This window comes from Haploplasma axanthum (genome assembly GCF_900660745.1).
Taxonomy (GTDB): domain Bacteria; phylum Bacillota_I; class Bacilli_A; order Acholeplasmatales; family Acholeplasmataceae; genus Haploplasma; species Haploplasma axanthum.
The window spans coordinates 1,518,793-1,538,600 of the sequence record NZ_LR215048.1; the positions used below are offsets into that span (position 1 = coordinate 1,518,793).

A 19,808-nucleotide genomic window follows, 5' to 3' on the forward strand; every position below is an offset into this window, starting at 1 on the left:
CCTTTTTATTTATTTGTCAATTATACCATAAAAATGTCATTTTCGCTTTAAAAAGACTAATCAAAACCTCTCTTAAACTCTAAGCATAAAAAAAACTGTAATTTTTTATTTTACAGTTTTTCACTTTATCTATCTTCTAAACATTCCTAATACTCCAAAGATTGAACCAATAACAGCTAATAAATAAGATAATCCAAATGCCCCAGCAACTATTTGTGTGAACACGTTTGATGTCACCCAAGTTGAAGTAACTAAGCTAGGTAAGAATGATCCGATTATCGCTAATACTAAAATTAATACACCTGATGAAACTAAACTTGTTGAAATTCTTTCTGGTTTTTTAAATGAAAGAACTAAATAAACTAAGAATACTGGAACAATTGCTGAAACCATTGGTAACCATTTAAATTTAGCAACTAAATCAGTTACAAGTTTATTTATAAATTGAATTTTAGTAATATCAAAGAATAGTATGAAAGTATTCGTTGATGCTTCGTTTCCTGAAATACCTAATACACAAAGTGAAGCAATACCAATTAATGTAATTAAAATGCGTAGGAAGTAACTTCTATTTTGTGTCCACAATAGTAATCCAAGTCCTACAATTAAACAACTATATACATATTTATAGACTGCAAAGTTTATACCATCAACAAAATCTACAACTGGCTTAATAATTTTTGTTAAAAATGTTAAATCTCTTAATGCTAATACTGCTAAAAAGAAACTTGCTACTAATACTAAAATAAATCCGGCTGTTCTAAACAGTTTTCCGATTGGATTGTTCTTTACCATTTGTTTCTTCCTCCTCTATAAATTATCATCAAGATAAAAATCACCAAGATGAATAATTCCTTTCTTATACATTATTTTATCAAATATATATACTAAAAGTCCACCAATAACAATTATAATAATTATACTAATAAACGATTTAGTCGAATAATTCATATAAAACAAAGATTGTAATGGACCAACAAGTCCTGCTGTTCCCATACCAGCTCCAGCAGTGTTGCTTTCAAAACCTAAACTAACAGCAATCGGTGCTATAATCATTGAGCTTAATGCTGTTGGTAACCAAAGGATTGGTTTTTTTATGATATTCTTGAATTGTAACATTGATGTTCCAATACCAATCGTTATTACTTTACCAAGATTATTATCTCTTTTTGATTGAATTGCAATTCCAACCATTTGAATACACGTTCCAACTACTGCAGCTCCAGCTGCAATTCCAGTCAAGCTAATTGAAAAAGCAATTGCCGCACTAGAAACTGGGGATGTCAAAATTATTCCCATTGAGACAGCAATAATAATTGACATAATAAATGGTGAAAAATTAGTTGCTGCATTAACAAATTTACTTATATAATAGTTAACCGTATTTAACGGATATGAAAGGACTAGTGTTAGTATTAAACTAATACATACATATACAAATGGTATTAACATAATATCGATTGCTGTTTTTCTTCGTAATATTTTTTCTGCAATAACAAGTGTAAATATACATACAAAATAAACTGTTAACGGATTACTTGGTGGAATGGTAGTATTAATGCTTAACGGATTAATACTTAATGCAAAGGTTGATGATATACTACCAACAATTGCCATAACAACAAGTGATAAACCTTCTTTTTTTAAAGAAACTGCTATTCCAAGTCCAATACCAATTCCCATTAACCTTGTTAAAAGATTATATAAATCTTGACTTAGAAAAGAGACTTTTAGTAACATTCCTATTTGTTGGAATATTACTCCTATTATTAAAGTGGCAAACAAACCATATGCCATACCATTTAAGGTTTTAATAATAAATGTTTTCATTTATTACATTTCATCCAAATAGGTAATTCCTAATATTCTCATTCCTTCATTTAAAACATATCTAATTGATTGAATTAATGCTAGATTAGTATTTAAATGATTAATATCTTCAACAACTATTTTTTGTCTTCCGTAGAAATGATTGAAACCTTGTGCTAAACTTAATAAATATTTCGCAAGAATACTTGGAAACTCTTGTTCGCAACTTCTTTTAATTACTTGAGGGAACATACTTAGTAATTTAACAACATCATAGTAATGAGTTTCATTAAAATAATTAAAATCAATTTTACTATTATCAAGTTTATTTTCTCTTAATATAGAAGCAATTCTTACACCACTATATTGTAAATATGGACCAGTTTGTCCTTCAAATTTCAGCATATTATCTAAATTAAAATCAACATTTAAATTACGATCATTTTTTAAATCATTGAAAACAATTGCTCCAATACCAACTGCTTCTGCTACTTTATCTTTATTAGCTAAATTAGGGTTTTTTTCAGTGATTGCTGCTTTAGCATCTAAAACAGCTTGTTCAATAACTTCTTCAAGACGTTTAAATTTACCACCTCTTGTTGACATTTTCTTACCATCAACAAGTACTAAGCCAAATCCAATATGTTCAATATCAAAATTATAACCCATTAATTTACTAACAGCTTTTAATTGTTCAAAATGAAGTTTTTGTTCATTTCCAACAACATATAATACTTTTGTGAAATTATAAGTTTTAGCTCTATATAAAATTGCAGCTAAATCTCTTGTCATATAAAGTGTTGCTCCATCAGACTTTTTAATAAGTGCTGGTGGTAGATTAAATGCTTCTAAATTTACAATCGTTGCTCCAGCATCTTCAACAAGAAGATTTTTTTCTTTTAATTCTTCAACAACTGCATCCATTTTGTCATTATAAAATGCTTCTCCATTATATGAATCAAATGTTACATTTAATCTTTCATAAACTCTCATAAATTCTTTTAATGATTCATCTTTAAACCAATTCCATAATTGGATCATTTCTGGATCATTTAATTCAAGTTTTCTAAAAGCATCTCTTCCTTCTTGTTCAAGTTCAGGATTTGTTTTTTCTTCATCATGGAATCTAACATATAACTTTTGAAGTTCATTAATAGGATCTTTTTTTATAGATTCCTCATTCCCCCATTTTTTATAAGCAACAATCATTTTACCAAACTGTGTTCCCCAGTCGCCTAAATGGTTAATACCAACAACTTTAGCTCCAGTTTTTAAGTATAGATTTTTTATCGCATTTCCAATCATAGTTGATCTTAAATGACCAACACCAAATGACTTAGCGATATTTGGAGATGAATAGTCCATAACAATAATCTCTAACTTATTAATATCTGATTTTCCATATTCTTCTTTTTGTTCCAAAATACTTTCAAGAACTTTCTTTGAAACTAATTTTGGATCTAAATTAATATTTAAAAACCCATTTAAAAAATTAACTTCTTTTATTTCTTCAAATTTTAAAACAGGTTCTAATTCATCAAAAACTACCTTAGGGTTCTTTTTTGTTTGTTTACTAACAACAAATAAAGGAACTGAAATATCAACATTTTCAATTTTACCATCTTCAACAGTAACGTTTGTTATGTTATATTTTCCTTCAATAATATTCTTTATATTTTCTTTTAATGTTTCTATCATTTTTTATCACCTTAATTTAAAAAAAGCACTATGTGCTTTTTATTTTTCTAATTTTTCAGATATACTTACGAAAAAGTCTTTAACATTTCTACTTAATTTAGCTGTTTCAGGACTAGTTTCTGCATTTTTACTTGCATCATATTCAGCAACAAATTCTTTATCTTTAAATGCTAACATAAAAGGTGTAGTAGTTTTAAGTTTAATTTGTTTCTTGTATCCATCAAAGAAATCTGCTAAATCAGTTGCAGCACTTATTTCTACAAAATAAATTTTTGTATATGATTCTTTAACAACTTCAAAACCACTAAATGGTGACTCACTATTATATGCTTTATTAACTGTTTGAATAAGTTCTGTTAAATCTGTTTCACTACCTTTAGTATTAATTATTACTAAGACATTTTCACCATCATTAACTAGTTTTTCCATTTTCTTTTGATTAATCAACGCAAAACTATTCTTTGAATCTAAACCATATTTTTCATTAAATTTTTCCTTTGGTGTTTTAACCGATAAAACTATTGTTAATATTAGTCCCACAAAAAACAAACCAACTAATACCATTGTCAATGGACTAACTTGAGGTTTTTTCCCATATTTATCTTTTTTTGCCATAGTATTCCTCCTATTTACTTCCTTATAAGTATAACATAATATATATATATTTTCAATTCTAAAAATGTTTTATATATGCTATTTGTAATTGATTGGTATTTCAAAATTAGAAGTTTATTACTTAATCAAAAACAAAATATGGTTATTTATAAAGAACGTCTGTCATATATTGCGCCAAACCTATAAATCTAATATGAGTTAGAATACTAATTTTAGCACAAATCAGAATGTATTTTAAGCAACTCTAACTACCCAATTAAATATAAATATAGATCCTCAGATTCATTTACTAAATCAACTATCATCTTTATAAAATCTGTATAATCATTCGTTGTATGTGCACGATCTAATGCGTCATAATATTCTGCTCTATCTTCAGTTTTAATAACTACTGGTGGATAACCACTTTTGATTAGTTCAAAGTTCATGAGTAATCTAGCTGTCCTTCCATTTCCATCAACAAATGGATGTATTTTAACAAATTCTCCATGTAAAAAACATGCTCTAACCAGTGGATGTGTCTTGCTCATGTTTTGATATTTATCAATAAATTTTTGCATTTCTAAAGAAACATTTAAATAAGATGGTGGCAGATGTTTAGCACCACTAATCAATACATTTTCATTTCTATATTTACCAGCATTTGCTGAATCAACTTCTTTTAATATTAGATGATGTATCGCTTTAATTTCATATTCTGAAAGTCCAATGTTTTTACTAACCAATGCTTCAATGTATTCAATTGCTTCCTTATGATTAATAGATTCTAGATGATCTTTTAATGGTTTTCCTTTAATTGTAATACCATTTTCCAGCACGACCTTCGTCTCTGATAGTGTCAGTGTATTGCCTTCAATAGCATTAGAGTTGTAAGTCCACTCAACGACTAATTTACTTCGTAATTGTTTATTAATATTTTGAGAAAATGGTCGATGTGAATCAATGACTTTCTTCTTGTTATCAATGACTTTAAAATCAATTTCTTCATAAAATAAATCGATTACTTGTTTAAATCTTTTATCAATTGGTTTCTCTGCATCCTCAGGTATTAGCCAAGTTTTACCTATTTTTTTTGCACCATGGATTCTACCCTCTGCACAAAGTATTCTGATTCTTCTTTCTTTAATATTCCATTTTCCAGCAAAATAAGCTATATTTTTATACTCCATAGTACCTCCTTACTATTATGCCGATACCGGCATATTAAAAGTATAACATATCTTTAAATAATTTTCAACATTATACCGATATCGGCATAACTTAAAGTAATTATCTAATTATCCGTCATACATTTATAAATCTTTAAGTTGTTCTACATATGGAACAAAAGAGGCCATTAAATTGATTTTCCATTTATAACATATACTTCTTTAATTTTTATAGTACTACATGTTTAGTTTTTTTAATAGTATGTTTATTTATATTAAAATCTATTTAGACAGTCAGATTATTCTCTTTTGTTAATAATATTATTAATCTTTCGAGAATCATTGTATTTTACTTCATCATGACTTAAAAGATCATTTTTTATATCATATTGATATTCTAAAAGTGACTGATAATTACTTTTATTTTCTTTGACTCTTAAAAAAATTATTGTTAAATATATTACAATTATAAAAATAATTATTGATAAAACAACAATTATAATACTTAATACCTTACTTGATAATCCAAATAAAAGTAGTGGTAAAACAAAACTTCTATGTTTAATCTTACCATGCTTATTTTCTACAATCTTTTTGAAGAAAGCATTAATAGTTATAATCATTTTGTTTTTCATAGTAACATCTCCTCTTATTCAATCTTAGCAAAAATAATTATTTTTGGTTAGCCAATGTGATGAATAACATACTAAGTGTAATGAATAGCAAAATAATTACTAAATTAGTATTATTCTCCTAAGTTTACATTTTAAGTACTAAATCTTTATATCTTAAATAATAAATGCTATAATATTAGCAAGGTGATAACATTATGAAAGTATTATTTTGCAGTCCTGAAGTATATCCATTCAGTAAAATTGGCGGATTAGCTGATTTTTCAGCCGCACTCCCAAGTTCACTTAATCATATGGGGAATACCGTTTATGTTGTTTCTCCCTATTATGAGAGAGTTAAACGTGAATATGGAAAAGATATGGAATTTGTTGGAGAACGAGAAATCAAGATAGGCGATGAAATTCAAATTGCTAAGTACTATCGAACTACTTATAATGATGTTCGTTATTTCTTTGTAAGTCATGAATACTTTAATAGAAAGTATTTTTTTAATCACAGTGATGATGTTCAAAGATTTCTATTTTTTAATTTAGCAATTTTAGAACTTATTCCTTTGATTAGCTTTTATCCTGATTTAATTCATGTTAATGATTGGGCAACTTCTTTGGTTCCATACTTTTTAAGTACAATTTACTCTACTAATAGCGAGTATGAACATATTAAAACTTTATTAACAATTCACAATCTTGAAAAGCAAGGAGCTTTTTCTAGAGATTTTGAAAGTTTTTTTGGTAATCGTAATTTCACATATATTCATTTAAATAACGTTAATTTCTTAAAAACCGGAATAATGAGATCTAGTAAAATCAATACTGTTAGTAAATCTTATCGTAGTGAAATTCTTACTAAATTTTTTGGTTTCTCTCTTGATGGTGCATTGAAATCACGTCAATTCGAACTATATGGAATTCAAAACGGACTTGACTTTAATCTATACAATCCAAAAACTGATAAATACATTTTTAAAAACTATGATATATCTTCTCATAAAGATGGAAAAAGAATTAATAAAGAAAAACTTCTAAAAGAAATTGGCTTCGAAGATAATAATAAGATGGTTTTAACATTTATTAGTAGATTCGCTAAAGAGAAAGGCGTTGCACTTATTAACGAGGTTATTGAAAAATATTTAAAAGATGATCGCTTCTACTTTTTAGTAATCGGTGAAGGTGACATTAACTACGAAGATCATTTCTTCAAACTTGTTGATACATATCCTAAAAATATTCATTTTGTTCATGGTCACAACCATGAAACAAGCCAAAAATTTTATGCTGCAAGTGATTTATTACTAATGCCTAGTTTATATGAAGCATCTGGTTTAAATCAAATGATCGCGATGAGATATGGAACATTACCTTTGGTTAGAGAAACTGGTGGATTGAAAGATACAGTTATTCCTTATGATGAGGTAACTAAAATAGGTACAGGTTTTACTTTTGAAAACTTTGATGATGAAGAATTACGCGATGCTATTGATAAGGCTGTTGATATTTATTATAATAAACCAAAAACTTGGGATAATATTGTTGAAAATGCGATGGCTATTGATAATAATATTGAAAAAATGGCAAAAGAGTATAACGAATTATATAAAGATATTATAAAAAATTAAGAGGCTCTAGATATAATATATCTAAAACCTCTTTTTCTTTACTCTTTAATTAATAAAGATGAATAAATATTATTATTTTTTCTATTAGGAAATAAATCATTAGTTATTTCACCAATTGCTGTTCCTGTTTCTCCTAATCCAGTAACAATCATTTTTAATTTTCCTGGATAGTTAACACTATTACCAACGGCATAAATTCCTTCAACATTTGTTTTCATGTTTGGAGTAACAACTATTCCTTCTAAGTCAGTTTCAATTCCCCATTCACTTACATTTGTTTTTGTTGTATCAACACCATAGAATACTAAAATATAATCAACATCTAATTCAATTTCATTTTTATCTTTTACATGTTCTAAAACAAGTTTAGAAATATGTTTTTCACCAACAACTCTTTTTGCTACATATGGAGTAAGAATTTTTCCTTTTTCAGCATACTCATTAATTGTTGATTGATGTGCTCTAAAGTTATCTCTACGATGAATTAAATTAACTTCACTTGCAATATCTACAAGCATTAAAGCCCAATCAGCTGCTGAATCTCCCCCACCTAAAACAGCAATTTTTTTATTTCTAAATTGCTCAAGATCAGAAACAGTGTATAAGATATTTTCTTGATCTAAAACTCCTTCACAGTCTAATGGTTTAGGGGTGAATTTACCACCACCATTAGCAATTAAAATACGTTTAGCATTGTATCTACCTTTCGTAGTATTAACTATGAAATAATCATTCTCTTTAATTATTTCTGTTACTTCGGTATTTAATTCAATCGGGAAATTATCTTGATATTTTTTATATTGTTCATATAATTTATTTATAAAATCTTGACCAGTTAAATTTAAAAAACCTGGAATATCATAAATCTTTTTTTCTGCATATAGGGTACTTACTTGCCCACCGTACGTATATGATGATTCTAATATTCTTCCTTTTATATCTCGTAATCCAGCTGCAAATCCTGCATAAAGACCCATAGGACCTGCACCAATGATTATTAATTCATCCATTTACATCATTCCTTATTCTAAATTTAATTTATTTTTAATAAATCTATTAATTAGTGTATACGAAATTACTCCTAAAAACAAGTAAAAAATATTAGCAACTAATAAATAGTTATTAATGGTATTTGAAGTTACATCTCCTTTTATATAAAGGGAACCAACAATACCAGCAAGTAGGATACCACCTAAGATTTGATTCACAATATATATAACTATCCCAAAAAGAATTGTATTTGCAACTTTATTCTTATCCTTACTATATCCAATACTAAATGCTAAGATGACTTGGGTCAAAAAAGTTAAATATAAAATTAAAACAAGTGTACACGCTAAAAAGATTGTAAGTCCAATATTAATTTCAGCAGTATTAAATGTCTTAAATAAAACATCAAAATCGAATCCTGATTTAATAGTCGAAGATAATACTATTATAAAAACATCAAAGATTAAGTATACAAGAGCATTTAAAAAGTATGAATTGATAATTGCACTTTTCGATACCGGTAACGTATGAGTTAAATATCCTTCATCTCCTAAAACTTTTCTCTTAAAGTTTATTATTGTTAATGCAAATGTAAAGATTATTAATAATACTTGAGTCAATCCAAATATAGACACAAAAAATCCAATTATTGTAGTGATTGTTGCAGATGCAGCATTATCCTCTAGTCTTATTTGTGAAAGAATTAATAAGACAATTGCATTAACAATTAATGCTGCTCCTAAAATAAGATGTATTTTTAAGAATTTCTTAAAGTTATACTTAAATAGTTTTAACATAGCGGAATTCCTTTCTAAACCATTCATCTAATGATCCATGTTCTTCTAGTAATGCTTTTGTTTCACCTTGATACAAAATATTTCCGTCTCTAATGATAATTACATCATCAAGAATTCTTTCAATTTCATATATTAAATGCGTTGAAATAATTAAAGTTGCATCTTTATTAAGATTATTTAAAATTGTATCTAAAATATAATCTCTGGAAGCAGGATCAACCCCTGCAATTGGTTCATCAAGAATATATAAATCGGCGTTACGGCTCATAACTAATATTAACTGAACTTTTTCTTTCATCCCTTTTGATAAATCTTTAATTCTACTATCCTCTTTCATTCCTAACTCATGAAGTAAGGTTCTAGCTCTATTAATATCGAAATCGACATAAAAATCTTTGAAATATTCGAACATTTCATAAACTTTAACATTTGGATCTAAGTAAGTTCTTTCTGGTAAATATGAAATAACTTTTTTTGTTTCTACTCCAATTTTCTTACCATCAACTAATAGTTCACCATTTGTCGGCACTAATAAACCATTAATAAGTTTAATTAGAGTTGTTTTTCCACTTCCGTTAGGTCCTAAAAGCCCTACAATTCTTCCGCGTTTTAACTCGATATTACAGTTTTTCAACGCTTCAACATTACCATAATTCTTTGATAAATTTGAACATTTTAATATCTTATCCATTGTTTTCCTCCGTAAATTTTTTTGCAAGCAATAAATATGTTTTTCCCTGTAATCCATTATAATCATATAAATTATCGAAATCGTTTGGTTTTGTAATTGGAATTTGTGCCAACAAATCAACTCCTAATTTTTCAGCAACTAAACTTCCTCCACCTTCACCAAACAAATATTCTTTTTCTTTACTACAAGCATTGTAATAAAAACTCATATTTTCAATAACACCTTTTATATTATGCCCTAATTCTCTTGATCCTAATCCTGCTTTAACAGCAATATTTGCTGCACTAACATTTGGATTAGTAACAATTATCATCTCAGATTTAGGAACTAATTCTCTAACATCAATTGCTATATCACCAGTTCCTGGTGGCATATCAATAATAATAAAATCTAATTCTTGTTGCCACGAAACAGATTCAAAAAACATTTCTGTCATTTGGCTTGCGATTGGTGCTCTCCACATTAAAGGTTTATCCTTAGGAACAAAAAATTCAGTTGAAATTATTTCTAGATTTTCGTATCTAGCAGGAATTATTTTTCCTTTAGAATCTAAATCTAAAGGCTTTATTTCCATTCCAAAGATAAAAGGAATACTTGCACCATAAATATCTACATCAATTATTCCAACTTTTTTCCCAAGTTTTGAAAGTGCATTTGCAAGATTTGCAGTAACAGTTGATTTTCCTACACCACCTTTACCAGATGCTATAGCGATATATCTAACCTTATTTTTCTCTTCTTCATTACTTAAAACTTCATTTTCCTTACCTTTGATTTCAATTTTAACTCCTGGGTATTTAAGCTCTAATTTAACTATCTTTGCTACTTCTCTTTTTATATGATCTTGATGTAAAATATCATCTATTTCTATTTCAATATCAACTACATTATTTGATAAGATTGTCACCCTTTTTATCGCATCTAATTCTTTCAATGTTTTTTTTGATTGCTTATCAATGATCTCTGATATTTTATCAATAATTATTTTTTCCATTTAGTTGTGTAAGGCAAGCCTTTACTCCTCTCCATGTTAATTAATATAATTATAACAAAAAAACCTTTACTTAGATACATATTCATTATAGTTCTTATATTTATTAAATATAAAGTGACAACGTTTCTAGTTAATAAGTTATTAAAAAAATCGTAAAAAATGTTATAATATTTCTTAGAGGTGGTTAAAATGTTATATCAAGATAACTATAATTTTTGGGTTAATAATCCAAAAATCGATACAGAAACAAAAAAAGAACTTTTAGAAATGAATGATAATCAAAAAAAAGAGGCGTTTTATAAAGATTTAGAATTTGGTACAGGTGGTCTTCGTGGAATTATGGGTGCAGGTACTAATAAAGTAAATATTTATACAATCAAAAAAGCAACTCAAGGCTTTGCAAACTACTTAGTTGCAAATAAACTTGATAACAAAGGTGTTGCTATTTCATATGACAACAGATTTAATTCACAAAAGTTTGCTTATGAAGCTGCATACGTACTAGCAGCAAACAATATTAAGACTTTCATTTTCAAAGACTTAAGACCAACACCAATGCTTTCTTTTGCTGTTAGACACTTTAATGCTGGCGGGGGAATTATGATTACTGCAAGTCATAACCCTAAAGAATATAATGGATATAAAGCATATAATGGAGAAGGTGCACAATTAAATCTTGATCAAGCAAATCAAGTTATTGATTACATCAATGATATTAAATCTCCATTTGATATTAAGTCTCTTAAATCTCTTTCTCATATAACTGAAATTAGTGATGATTTCGATAGTATTTATTTAGACTTAGTTAAAACAATTAAGATTAATGAACCAAGTAAAAAATTAAAAATTGTATATTCTCCTCTTCATGGAACTGGTGGAACAGTAATTCCTAAGTTTTTAAAAGAAATGGGTTATGAGGTATTCCCTTATGAACCTCAAATGATTGTTGATCCTAATTTTTCAAACACTGAATCATCTAATCCTGAAGAAGTTAAAGCATATACTAAATCTATTGAATATGCGAAATCAATTAATGCGGATATCGTATTATTAACTGATCCTGATGCTGATCGATTAGGAATTGCTGTTCTTAATAATAACGAATATACTTTAATCAATGGTAATCAAACAACTTCAATGATGGCGTATTATATTTTAGACCAAAAAAAGAAATTAGGACTACTTCCAAATAATGGTGTTATCTTTACAACACTAGTTTCTACAGATTTAATCCCTGCAATTGCTGAATCATTTGATGTTAAAGTGATTACTACATTAACTGGATTTAAGTTCATTGGAGAACAAGCCGAATTAACAAAAGACAAATATGAATACTTATTTGGATCGGAAGAATCATATGGTAGTTTAGTTAAACCATTTGTTCGTGATAAAGACGCTGTACAAGCTGTTTATCTATTAGTTGAAATGGCAAGTTATGTGAAAGATCATGGAATGAATTTAGTTGATTATTTAGAAACAATTTATAAAAAATATGGTTTTTATTACGAATGGACTAACAATATTGTTTTAAGTGGAATTGAAGGTAGTGAAAAAATTAAAAAAATCACTGATTATTACCGAAACAATCCTCTTACACTAAAAGATTATAACCTTTTGGGTTACGATGATATTAATGGTGATATTAGATTTAAAAAAACAGAAAATGCATTACCAAAATCAAATGTTTTAAAGTTCTACTTTGATAACAATTTATGGGTTATTTTTAGACCAAGTGGTACAGAACCAAAATTAAAGATTTATTATGGACTTAGAGATAGTTCAAATGAGTTAGCAAAATTAAAGATTGAAAAGATAAATCAAGAAATACTTGAACAAATAGATAAGTTATAGTTTAGAAGAGTCATCAGATGGTGGCTCTTCTTTTATTAAAAAAAATAAGAGGAGTAATTCTATACCCCTCTTAAAATCTATTTATTATTAATTAAGTTTAATATGTTCTAAAAACAACTCTGCACTTTGTTTGTTAGTTGCTAATGGAACTTCATATAAATCACATAAACGAAGCAATGCAGTAATATCTGGCTCATGTGCTTGTGCTGTTAGTGGATCTCTAAAAAATATAATTAGATCTAACTTACCGTTTGCAACCATTGAACCTATTTCTTGATCACCACCAAGAGGTCCTGATTTTTTTCTGTTAATTGTTAACTTAGTTGCTTCCATTAAAAGCTTACCTGTTGTTCCTGTTGCATATAATTTATGTTTTGAAAATGCTTCTTCATTTCTTTTTACAAATTCAATTATATCTTGTTTCTTTTTATCATGTGCTATTAGTGCAATATTCATCTTGTTTTCCTCCTAGTGTTATACTGTTCATTTTAATTTTATCTAAAATACTTCTTTTATGCAATTAAATAAAACGATTAAGAATTAAAAAGTGTTTTTATTTGATTAATATATATATATATCCAAAAATAATCGCGAACATTACACTAAATAATGTCCCTAAAAGATATTTTTCAACAAACTTCTTATGTGTTAATTGTTTAAATCTTGCAAAAGTTTTTAAACCAATAACAATTGCAATTCCTTCATAATTTAATGTAATAACTGAAATAAATATTAATATTCTTTCAATATATCCGATCCATGTTCCATAATTATCAATTTCAATAATTGGCGCTACCGTTTTTTCAACTGTTCTTTCAATTTCTCCAGAACCAACTATTTTTTCAATTATCTTTATATCTTCATATTGTTCATTAGTCTCATTATTACTATCTAAATCCTTGAATAATAATGAAACAGCAATACTTGAGAACTTTGTAAGGAAAATCCCAAAAATAGATATGCTTAACACTTTATTAATTAACTCATTATTATAATCATTTCTTTGAAGACTATAAAAAAAGCTTTGATATGAGTAATTTAAACTAAAATTGTATAGCAATACTATAATTAATAAAATATGAATTAATTGATCAATTAAATATGTTGTAACTTCTTTTTTTGTTAATTTATATATTAATGGTTTAAGATAAAAATCAATTACTAAGTGTGAAAAAGCTATTCCAACTGTTAATAGTAAATTAGAAGATTTAAAAACTGTATCAAACCCTTCAAAATTTGAAACTATAACCATAAGTATTAAACTAACTATTAAGTTTATTACTGCATGCAAAATAAATATCTTAATTGATTTATCTTTTACTTTCTTTTCCACCATTTTATTAGATTGAAATACAAAATCAGTTAATAAATGGCTTAGTATTAGAATTAATAACATTCTATCATTCTCCCTTTATTAAATATATCAATGTCTTAATTAAATCATTTACAAAGTAGTATTCTGCTCTTTGTAGATACTTAGTAAATTTAATTCTTTTTTCTTCTTTTTCTTTATCCGTATTTTGATAATTAATATTACCTTCTAAAATATCATATAATTGATAATTTTCTAATTGTTTGTTTTCTTTAATTAAATTAACTGCACGGTGTTGTTGTTCTGTTCTTTTAGCAATTTTATCTGAAATAACATAGAATATATTTTGAACATTACGATTCTTTTTATTATCGCTAGAAATATTAAACTTAATTCTTACATCCGTTTTTATATTTAACTTTTCATTATATTTTCCTAATATATCTTTAATACTTTCAATTGCATCAGTAGCAAACCATATAGATTCACCATTGATTAAATGTTCATCATTAGTTATTTTTTCTAAAGTTCCATATCCACATCCAATATAAAGTGGAATTTCCATACTTAGTGCATGATATAAAAGTATTTGATATGCTTCAATTCCATCATGTAAATTGTCATACACAGCAAATATTTCATCCCCAAATCTAACTTTAAAACTTATAATTGCTTTATTATTGTTTATGATTTTTGAGAGTGTTTGATTAGTTTTACCGACTAAATCATTAAGTTCTTCGTATTTCTTATTTTTACTAGAGTTTTTAATATCTGCTCTTATTGTAAAATATTTTTGCTTCTCCACTTGAATCACCACTTTTCGTTCACTTTTTATTAGTTATCGTTTTTTGCTCACTTTTATATTGTGAATGTTTTTTGTTCAATTTGATTTTATTATATTTAAATTGTTTTGTCAACTTAAATATAAATGTATATTAAAAGATTTGTTTATAATCATAAAAAAAGAAGGATATCTAGAATTATAGAAATCCCTCTTTATCACGAATATCAAAAATTTATTTTAAAACTAGTTTTTCAAACTTTTATTATTTTTATTAGTTATATCCGCTTTTTGCTTATTAAGCTTAGCTTTTTGTTTTTGCCGTTCTAATTCTTTTTTCTTTAACAGTAGCTCACGACTCTTTTGTAATTCCTTTTGCTTCTTTAATTTAAGTCTTTCTTTCTCTTTTTGTTGTTTCTCTTTAAGTTTAGCTTTTTCTTTAGCTAATCTTAAAACTTCTTTTTCTTTAAACTTCTTTAACTCATCTTGATGTTTTTTCTTAATCTTAATTATTTGAGCATCAACTTGTCTTTTTCTTGCTTGAAGAGTTCTTCTATTTTTAGCATTCAAATCTTTTTCTACTTTAGCAAGTTCTTTATCAACATTCTTAGAAAGCTTAGTAATCTCATCATTTGTTTCTTTAATTCCGCGATTCTTCAAGGTTTCAGTTGCTTCTTTTTGGTATGTTAGAACTTCTTTAACCCATTTATTCTCTAAGACAAGTGCTTCGTTATACATTTTTTCTTTAACTTCACGTGCCATTTTAGTAATGATATATTTATGTTCTGCATCATTAAATTTTTTAACTGGATCATTTGCATTAATAAGCCTATTAAAAACATCTTCATCTTGATTACTATTAAAATAATGTTCATATACTTGATCAACGATAGCATATTGATCCAATAATATCTGTTTCAAATTATGTTTTTCATTGCTATTAAACTTACTAATCTCATCAAACTGTTTACCAAATATCTGTTTGGCTTTTTTTAAATAATATTCTGTTGCTTGTTGTGGTTCCATATCAAGATATGGTAAATCAATACTTGCATCAGCAACATAATCTTCACGATTATCTTTAGGTTTTATTGATCTACTAACAAGTTTTTCATCCGAATTATTTGCACTACCTAAATTGCTATTATTAAAAATAACTGAAAATAAAAATAGGATTCCTTGATCTAATTGTAAATGGTAATCACGATTAAATCTTTTATTTCTAATCTCACTTTCAAGTGTATAATCTAAGACATGAATTCTATCTAAATATAACCATAGCAAGTATGCATTTCTAAAATCTGGGTTCTTTAAAATAATTTGAGTTTTCATAATTGGAGCTTTAACTTTTTTATATCTTAACATTATTCTCATAAACTCACTATGATACATTCTAGAAACTATCTTATATGCTTCCTCAACTCTTTCATAAACTCTGTGGTTATGTTCGTCAATTTCCTTAGAATCCATTTCTTCTAAAGCTTTTAATGAAACGCTTAATTCATAGTTAGCATTGTTTAAATGAAACTCATTTGATAAATCAAAATTTGTTTCTTTAAATCCATGCATATGTTCTTTAATAGTTTTTAATCTGTTTGAAAGATAATCATTTAATCTACAAATTAGTGTCATTATAAATCTATTCTCATATATACCATATTCAATCTCTGATAAGTTATTTAAAACTTTTTCTGGTATTATTCCATCTTCATCAACAACTTCTCTAATATATCTTGTATTTTGAATTAAATGTCTAATTGACTCTGGATTTGTTCTTCTTGTTTTTTCAATTGGTAATATCTCTGTTTCATATCTAAGTGATGATCTAAGATTTCTTGTTATCTTATCTAGGCTTGGAAAAAACGATTCTAAGTTAGATATCCAATCTTCATCAAACTTTTTATATTCTAATTTTTGAAATTGTTTTCGAGTAATTTTCCCTTTTTTTACTGCATCATAAAAAATATTAGGAAAATCTAATTCTTTTTCAACTTTATTTATTTCGCTAATAATACTTTCTTGAAACAGTCTTGAATCATATTTTCTTTTCATAAATATCAAATCCTATATTTGTCTTATATATTTTTGAATCATCGTTTTTGAATCAATAAGTTTATCTTTTCCAAATAATTGATCAAAGATGACTAACAACTCTTCTAATTCTTTCTTTAAAAAAGGTAAGTTTAAAGTTTCAAATTTACGAATGATTTTTCTAGAAACAATATAGTCGATACCTTCAACTTCATCTCTTCCACATGCAATATATACTGGAACAAACGTTAATAATTGCTTCATAATACGATTACCAAATGTAATTTCAAAGTTTTTAGTTATGTAATTATCAAGTTCTTTAATTGCTTCTAAGCCTCTATCTGATAGTTTATACTCATCTAGGGCATTATCAAATAACTCCCTAATATACTTGTATGATAGTTTTATGCTTGGTGTTTCAGGAGCATCGAAACTTTCAGCTTTGTCATTCATTTCAATTGATGCTGCTCTATCGTATACTTTATCTGTAATAGCAAACGTTGAATCATCTTTGTTTGCTGTACCAACAAACCAAATATTTTCTGGAATCTTAATTTTTCCTTCTTTAAGATTAATTGGATCTCCTATTATTTGCTCTGGAACAATATCTAATAACCATTCATCTGAATTAGGTAATTCAAGTAAGGATAAGAAATCTGCAAAGTAATATTCAACTCTCGCTAGATTCATTTCATCTAAAACAATTAATTGAATATCTGTTCTATATGTAGTTTCATAGATTGTTTTTAAAAATTCTGTTTCATTAAACTTCTTTGTAAACTCATTTAAATACCCCATCATTTCATAACGATCTCGCCATGAAGGTTGTACTGATATAATTGCAGAGTTATGATTAATAAACTTACCAAAAGCATATGGAAGTGAAGTTTTCCCTGTCCCTGATATCCCTTCTAAGATCATAATTTTAGATGTTGCCATACCAGCTAAAAAGATAGAAATAATTCTTTCATTATAATAAAGTTTATGATTTTTGGCTGAATAGTTTCTAAAATGCGTAACTAATTGACTTAGTGTTAATTTTTCTTCCTCTTTCATATAAGTAGGTAATACACTATATTTATATTTTTCATCAATTAGAGTTAATTTAACAAATCTATTTCCTTTTGTTCGTTGTTGTTCTGTTTTAGCAACTTGCTTATTTCCTTGAAAACCTAATTCATTTTTAGGAACGTTATTTATATTAGCAATTCCACCATTTTTAAGTTTTCTTTCTAAAACATTCATTCTTGATAATAGTTCTAATTTTTCATATTCAATTTTTGTAAATCTAAAGTATCTTTTTAGTAACTGAAAAACAACTACAAAAAACATTACAACAAGAATTAAGAAGATCACTATGAAGAAAACAGATAACATCCAATCTAAAAAACTAAATGATTTTGATACTATTAAAAATTCTTTAGCATATTCTATAGGGTAGCCAATTAGCAAATTATATATACCTACAAAAAAACTCTTTATAAGTCGCCACAGATTGTCTAAAAACAATCTAAAAAAATCCACAAACCACTGTGAAAACTGTCCCATTATTTTCTACCTCTATTCTTTTTAACACCATTAACAATAATTCTATTATTTGTATTCTTAACTATATGTGTTGCTTCATCATTTTCTATTTCCTCATTTAGTTGAACTTCAATTTGATTAACTTTGACAAAATAATATAACTCTTCTAAACTTAAATCTCCATTAGTTAAAACATCTTTACTTAACTCTATTCTACTCACATGATATGATTGAATTATACTATATAATGCTTGTGAAATGTTTTTTACTTCAAAAGATATTTTTATTCCAATATTTCTAAGTTCCAAAAGATTTTTTATAACTATTTGATTTTCAATAACTTCATCTTCTTTTATAGAGATTGTGATTTGTGATAAAGAAGTTTTTGACATTGAAAGAATAACTGTAAAAACTTCAAAAAAACTTTCTTTTTCAAGCATTTTCAAAGATATCGGCAAGATAATTTTACGATTCCCATAAACATTTATTACTTTTTCTATAATTAATTCTGTCAACCAAAAATTTATCCAAGCCTGATCTGATTTACTCTTTGATTTTAGATACTCATTAAACTCTATATTATTAATTGTTGCATTTACATATATTTCTGTTTCTTCAGCACTACCTTTTCTTACAACTTCTTGAAGATCAAAAGCCACACTGTTATTTCTTACTTCATCATAACAGTTTTTATAATCTGTTAATGATGTTATATTAATTTGGTCATATTTAACTATTGTTCCTAATTCACGTCTTGACTGAATTAATGCAAACATGTTCTTTTCAATTTGTTCACTTATAGTTGGAAATTTTTCATCTATATAACCGATACTGATTGTTTTTCTAATTGATATTCCATTTCTATTAAATTGTTCTAAAGCAGCATTTTTTAAATTTATACCGAAAACTTCATAATCATTTTCTACTGCAGGAACATATAATATAAAAGTGTCTCGTGACTTAGTTTGGGCTATTTTACCACCATAAGGTAGGTACATACTTAAGTTTCTTGCTAAGTTTCTTAAGTATGTACGGATTGTTGAATCATTATATGTACGTTCTAATAAATCAAAATTATTAATTGATATAAGGTACAGAGCATATTCTTCATTTTTTTTAATCTTATAATTTAAGTATTCTCCAAACTTTTTATACTTAATCACTTGATTTAATGTTAACATTTCATTTTCGCGTATTTTATTTCTATTGTATAAATAAATTCTAACCAAAATATATCCGATAATTAGAAAGACAATAACAACAGCAATAGCAATTATTTCTTTTTGTATTAATGATAAATAAAACATAATTTTCCC

Annotated in this window: 18 protein-coding genes; 2 read left to right on the forward strand and 16 right to left on the reverse strand. The window is 26.6% G+C overall.

Annotated elements, in window-relative coordinates:
- Positions 1-129: 129 nt before the first annotated feature.
- From EXC62_RS07155 to EXC62_RS07180, 6 genes are all read right to left on the reverse strand, one after another.
- Entirely contained in the window at positions 130-795 is a 666-nt protein-coding gene (locus tag EXC62_RS07155) for a hypothetical protein (protein ID WP_026389976.1), read from the reverse strand.
- 15 nt (positions 796-810) lie between these two features.
- Entirely contained in the window at positions 811-1,830 is a 1,020-nt protein-coding gene (locus tag EXC62_RS07160) for a PTS transporter subunit IIC (RefSeq protein WP_026389977.1), read from the reverse strand.
- A gap of 3 nt (positions 1,831-1,833) precedes the next feature.
- Positions 1,834-3,507: an arginine--tRNA ligase gene (gene argS, locus EXC62_RS07165; protein WP_035375509.1), complete on the reverse strand. Its 1,674-nt coding sequence runs from the start codon at positions 3,505-3,507 to the stop codon at positions 1,834-1,836.
- Between the two features lie 39 nt (positions 3,508-3,546).
- Positions 3,547-4,122 (reverse strand): hypothetical protein, encoded by a 576-nt coding sequence (locus EXC62_RS07170; RefSeq protein WP_026389979.1) that lies wholly within the window; start codon positions 4,120-4,122, stop codon positions 3,547-3,549.
- A 248-nt stretch (positions 4,123-4,370) separates the two neighbouring features.
- Positions 4,371-5,102 (reverse strand): Fic family protein, encoded by a 732-nt coding sequence (locus EXC62_RS07175; RefSeq protein WP_035375538.1) that lies wholly within the window; start codon positions 5,100-5,102, stop codon positions 4,371-4,373.
- 467 nt (positions 5,103-5,569) lie between these two features.
- Entirely contained in the window at positions 5,570-5,905 is a 336-nt protein-coding gene (locus EXC62_RS07180; RefSeq protein ID WP_026389981.1) for a hypothetical protein, read from the reverse strand.
- A 194-nt stretch (positions 5,906-6,099) separates the two neighbouring features.
- Between EXC62_RS07180 and EXC62_RS07185 the strand changes: the two genes are divergently transcribed.
- The gene (locus EXC62_RS07185) at positions 6,100-7,518 is read left to right on the forward strand and encodes a glycogen synthase (protein WP_035375510.1); all 1,419 of its coding nucleotides are present in this window, start codon (positions 6,100-6,102) and stop codon (positions 7,516-7,518) included.
- 38 nt (positions 7,519-7,556) lie between these two features.
- Here EXC62_RS07185 and EXC62_RS07190 read toward each other — a convergent pair whose 3' ends face one another.
- The 4 genes from EXC62_RS07190 to EXC62_RS07205 are packed head-to-tail and all read right to left on the reverse strand — an operon-like array spanning position 7,557 to position 10,990.
- Positions 7,557-8,528 (reverse strand): NAD(P)/FAD-dependent oxidoreductase, encoded by a 972-nt coding sequence (locus EXC62_RS07190; protein WP_026389983.1) that lies wholly within the window; start codon positions 8,526-8,528, stop codon positions 7,557-7,559.
- Positions 8,529-8,540: 12 nt separating this feature from the next.
- On the reverse strand, positions 8,541-9,305 hold the full coding sequence (locus EXC62_RS07195; protein ID WP_026389984.1) for a hypothetical protein: 765 nt from the start codon (positions 9,303-9,305) through the stop codon (positions 8,541-8,543).
- On the reverse strand, positions 9,289-9,996 hold the full coding sequence (locus tag EXC62_RS07200; RefSeq protein ID WP_026389985.1) for an ABC transporter ATP-binding protein: 708 nt from the start codon (positions 9,994-9,996) through the stop codon (positions 9,289-9,291). Before EXC62_RS07200 ends, EXC62_RS07195 begins: the two co-directional genes overlap by 17 nt.
- A complete protein-coding gene (locus tag EXC62_RS07205; RefSeq protein WP_026389986.1) occupies positions 9,989-10,990 on the reverse strand; it encodes a P-loop NTPase in 1,002 nt (333 codons plus the stop codon). Before EXC62_RS07205 ends, EXC62_RS07200 begins: the two co-directional genes overlap by 8 nt.
- 189 nt (positions 10,991-11,179) lie before the next feature.
- On the opposite strand from EXC62_RS07205, the gene EXC62_RS07210 reads away from it, so the two are divergent.
- Positions 11,180-12,841, forward strand: coding sequence for a phospho-sugar mutase (locus EXC62_RS07210; protein WP_026389987.1), 1,662 nt, complete (start codon positions 11,180-11,182; stop codon positions 12,839-12,841).
- Positions 12,842-12,928: 87 nt separating this feature from the next.
- Here the strand turns inward: EXC62_RS07210 and EXC62_RS07215 are convergent, their stop codons facing one another.
- The 6 genes from EXC62_RS07215 to EXC62_RS07240 all read right to left on the reverse strand — a co-directional run bounded on the left by EXC62_RS07215 (position 12,929) and on the right by EXC62_RS07240 (position 19,799).
- A complete protein-coding gene (locus EXC62_RS07215; protein WP_026389988.1) occupies positions 12,929-13,297 on the reverse strand; it encodes a methylglyoxal synthase in 369 nt (122 codons plus the stop codon).
- Between the two features lie 97 nt (positions 13,298-13,394).
- Entirely contained in the window at positions 13,395-14,237 is an 843-nt protein-coding gene (locus EXC62_RS07220; RefSeq protein WP_026389989.1) for a DUF3307 domain-containing protein, read from the reverse strand.
- Positions 14,238-14,241: 4 nt separating this feature from the next.
- Complete coding sequence (locus EXC62_RS07225) at positions 14,242-14,958, reverse strand: hypothetical protein (protein WP_162140089.1); 717 nt, start codon at positions 14,956-14,958, stop codon at positions 14,242-14,244.
- Between the two features lie 222 nt (positions 14,959-15,180).
- Positions 15,181-16,986, reverse strand: coding sequence for a DUF2357 domain-containing protein (locus EXC62_RS07230; protein WP_026389991.1), 1,806 nt, complete (start codon positions 16,984-16,986; stop codon positions 15,181-15,183).
- A 12-nt stretch (positions 16,987-16,998) separates the two neighbouring features.
- Positions 16,999-18,417, reverse strand: coding sequence for a hypothetical protein (locus tag EXC62_RS07235; protein WP_232034262.1), 1,419 nt, complete (start codon positions 18,415-18,417; stop codon positions 16,999-17,001).
- Positions 18,418-18,512: 95 nt separating this feature from the next.
- Positions 18,513-19,799: a hypothetical protein gene (locus EXC62_RS07240; protein ID WP_026389992.1), complete on the reverse strand. Its 1,287-nt coding sequence runs from the start codon at positions 19,797-19,799 to the stop codon at positions 18,513-18,515.
- Positions 19,800-19,808: the final 9 nt, after the last annotated feature.

Excerpts from the sequence above, each read along its gene's own strand:
- EXC62_RS07155 (WP_026389976.1), bottom strand. The coding sequence starts at position 795 with ATGGTAAAGAACAATCCAATCGGAAAACTGTTTAGAACAGCCGGATTT.
- EXC62_RS07160 (WP_026389977.1), bottom strand. The coding sequence starts at position 1,830 with ATGAAAACATTTATTATTAAAACCTTAAATGGTATGGCATATGGTTTG.
- argS (WP_035375509.1), bottom strand. The coding sequence starts at position 3,507 with ATGATAGAAACATTAAAAGAAAATATAAAGAATATTATTGAAGGAAAA.
- EXC62_RS07170 (WP_026389979.1), bottom strand. The coding sequence starts at position 4,122 with ATGGCAAAAAAAGATAAATATGGGAAAAAACCTCAAGTTAGTCCATTG.
- EXC62_RS07180 (WP_026389981.1), bottom strand. The coding sequence starts at position 5,905 with ATGAAAAACAAAATGATTATAACTATTAATGCTTTCTTCAAAAAGATT.
- EXC62_RS07185 (WP_035375510.1), top strand. The coding sequence starts at position 6,100 with ATGAAAGTATTATTTTGCAGTCCTGAAGTATATCCATTCAGTAAAATT.
- EXC62_RS07190 (WP_026389983.1), bottom strand. The coding sequence starts at position 8,528 with ATGGATGAATTAATAATCATTGGTGCAGGTCCTATGGGTCTTTATGCA.
- EXC62_RS07195 (WP_026389984.1), bottom strand. The coding sequence starts at position 9,305 with ATGTTAAAACTATTTAAGTATAACTTTAAGAAATTCTTAAAAATACAT.
- EXC62_RS07200 (WP_026389985.1), bottom strand. The coding sequence starts at position 9,996 with ATGGATAAGATATTAAAATGTTCAAATTTATCAAAGAATTATGGTAAT.
- EXC62_RS07205 (WP_026389986.1), bottom strand. The coding sequence starts at position 10,990 with ATGGAAAAAATAATTATTGATAAAATATCAGAGATCATTGATAAGCAA.
- EXC62_RS07210 (WP_026389987.1), top strand. The coding sequence starts at position 11,180 with ATGTTATATCAAGATAACTATAATTTTTGGGTTAATAATCCAAAAATC.
- EXC62_RS07215 (WP_026389988.1), bottom strand. The coding sequence starts at position 13,297 with ATGAATATTGCACTAATAGCACATGATAAAAAGAAACAAGATATAATT.
- EXC62_RS07220 (WP_026389989.1), bottom strand. The coding sequence starts at position 14,237 with ATGTTATTAATTCTAATACTAAGCCATTTATTAACTGATTTTGTATTT.
- EXC62_RS07230 (WP_026389991.1), bottom strand. The coding sequence starts at position 16,986 with ATGAAAAGAAAATATGATTCAAGACTGTTTCAAGAAAGTATTATTAGC.
- EXC62_RS07240 (WP_026389992.1), bottom strand. The coding sequence starts at position 19,799 with ATGTTTTATTTATCATTAATACAAAAAGAAATAATTGCTATTGCTGTT.